The organism is Mixta theicola, assembly GCF_002895925.1.
Lineage (GTDB): Bacteria > Pseudomonadota > Gammaproteobacteria > Enterobacterales > Enterobacteriaceae > Mixta > Mixta theicola.
In genome coordinates, this window is sequence record NZ_NWUO01000037.1 from 1 (window position 1) to 2,157 (window position 2,157).

The 2,157-nt window shown below is 57.2% G+C and carries 5 protein-coding genes; all 5 read left to right on the forward strand.

Annotated elements, in window-relative coordinates; all coding sequences use genetic code 11:
• A partial coding sequence (locus COO59_RS21405) for a GNAT family N-acetyltransferase (protein ID WP_420845711.1) occupies nucleotides 1-137 on the forward strand: 137 nt, incomplete at its 5' end.
• Nucleotides 134-796, forward strand: coding sequence for an MFS transporter (locus COO59_RS21410; protein WP_233215901.1), 663 nt, complete (start codon nucleotides 134-136; stop codon nucleotides 794-796). The genes COO59_RS21405 and COO59_RS21410, both read left to right, overlap by 4 nt.
• A 68-nt stretch (nucleotides 797-864) precedes the next feature.
• On the forward strand, nucleotides 865-1,359 hold the full coding sequence (locus tag COO59_RS21415; RefSeq protein WP_240614179.1) for an MFS transporter: 495 nt from the start codon (nucleotides 865-867) through the stop codon (nucleotides 1,357-1,359).
• A gap of 48 nt (nucleotides 1,360-1,407) precedes the next feature.
• Nucleotides 1,408-1,740 (forward strand): ArsR/SmtB family transcription factor, encoded by a 333-nt coding sequence (locus tag COO59_RS20375; RefSeq protein WP_007749362.1) that lies wholly within the window; start codon nucleotides 1,408-1,410, stop codon nucleotides 1,738-1,740.
• A partial coding sequence (locus COO59_RS20380; RefSeq protein WP_420845712.1) for an NAD(P)H-dependent oxidoreductase occupies nucleotides 1,737-2,157 on the forward strand: 421 nt, incomplete at its 3' end. The genes COO59_RS20375 and COO59_RS20380, both read left to right, overlap by 4 nt.

The window sequence follows — 2,157 nt, forward strand, 5'->3', positions numbered from 1 at the left end:
TGCATAGTGCGGCAGGCTTCAGCATTACAGGAACGCTCAAATCTGTGGGCTTCAGGCACGGACGCTGGCTTGATACGGTCATCATGCAGCGTACGCTTGGGCAGGGCGACGCCACATTTCCGGAGAGTACAGGTTGACTGACGGGTATCTGACAGGCCGCACCATTTTCTGCATTGGCATGACGCAGTTTATCAACTGGGGTATCACATTCTATATGCCGGGAGTCTTCGGGAGCGCCATCATGCTGGATACAGGCTGGTCGCCGGTTGTGACATTCTCCGGCCTGACTATTGCCATGCTTGTGATGGGCCTTGTTTCGCCGCTTGCGGGTGCCCTTATAGCCCGTACCGGCGGACGTACGATGATGATGGCGGGAACCTTCGCCATCATCATCGGTTGTTTTTTGATGGCTTTTACCCATTCAACAACATCGTGGGTTGCCGTCTGGCCCCTGATGGGAGCTGGCATGCGACTTGCACTGTATGATGCCGCATTTGCTCTGCTTGTAGAAACCGCAGGCGCAGGGGCCCGCCGGGCAATTACCCTGGTCACACTGCTGGGTGGTCTCGCTTCAGTCGCGTTCTGGCCTGCTGGCGCTGCGCTACTGCACATTACCGACTGGCGGCATGCCATTATCGTTTACGGCTGCGCGGGCATTGTCAGCCTGCTTTTTTGTCCACCGTTCCGGCAGGGCATCGGAGTCAACCTCCCGTTGCCGGGCAGCCCGCTCTTCCGGCGATCGGAACAGCAGAAGACCGAAAAGCATTCATCAGCGGCCTGTGGTACGCCACGCTAATAGCGCTGATAAGCTTTGTTTCCACCGGCGTGTCCGCTCATTTTCCTCAGATACTGGCCGCTTATGGTATGCCCACCGTGGCGGGTATGTTGTGGGGAGTGGGACAGGTGAGCGCCAGACTGCTGGACGTGGCTTCTGGCGCACGTACTTCAGCGATTCGTCTGAGCCTGGTTACTGGCATTATGCTGCCATTTTGCTTTCTGGCCGGCCTTGCGGGTAATGTTACCCCAGTGGCTACAGCCATCTTTATTCTGAGTTACGGAGCTGTGAACGGACTGAGTACGGTAGTTAAGGCCGTACTACCTCTTGTGCTGTTTGATCCGCAGCAGTATGCCCGTAAAACAGGCGTACTGCTGTCACCAGCTTTTTTGCTCGCGGCGCTCGCTCCGTCAGCTTACGCCATACTGCTGGAGCGATACGGCATACCCGGCACGCTGCTTTTATCTGCCATCCTTACCCTGTTCATCACGGCGATTTCCATAGTAATCTGGCGTCGCCATCCTTCCTCTGCTGGACAGAAACGGGATAAGAACGTGCCATCCATTCCGGGGAAAAATATTTGACGCTGACTATATTTCCATTATTCTGGAAATATAGTTAAAGGAGGCCGCATGGATTTAAATACAGCAGCAAATGCACTCCGGGAGCTGGGGCACCCGACCCGTCTCAGCGTGTACCGGGAGCTGGTGAGAGCGGGTCATGACGGCCTGCCGGTCGGTGTTCTGCAGAAGCGCCTCGGTATTCCGCCCTCCACGCTCAGTCATCATATTTCCGCGCTGATGTCCGCCGGGCTGGTCAGCCAGGAGCGGCAGAGCCGTACCCTGTTCTGCAGACCCTGCTATGCGCAGCTTGAGCAGCTGATGGCCTTTCTGACAGAAGAATGCTGCGCAGGTGGCAGCTGCAGCCTGTCAACCGTGACGACTCATGAAGAGACCTCATTGTGAACAACATGAACGATATCCTGAAAAATATTGATACTTCACTCCTGGACGTGCCGCTGACTGAAGATAAGCTGAGGGCTGCAGAAGTAGCGCACCCGCCCCGCATCCTGATGCTCTACGGCTCGCTGCGGGAACGCTCATACAGCCGTCTAACTACGGAAGAGGCGGCCCGGCTGCTGACGGCAATGGGCGCCGAAGTGAAAATTTTTAACCCGTCCGGCCTGCCCCTGCCCGATGACGCCCCGGAGACGCATCCGAAAGTTGCAGAGCTGCGCGAGCTGGTTCTCTGGTCTGAAGGCATGGTCTGGTGCTCGCCGGAACGGCACGGCGCCATGACCGGCATCATGAAGGCGCAGATAGACTGGATACCCCTGACGTCGGGGGCGGTGCGGCCTTCTCAGGGCAAAACTCTCGCCGTTA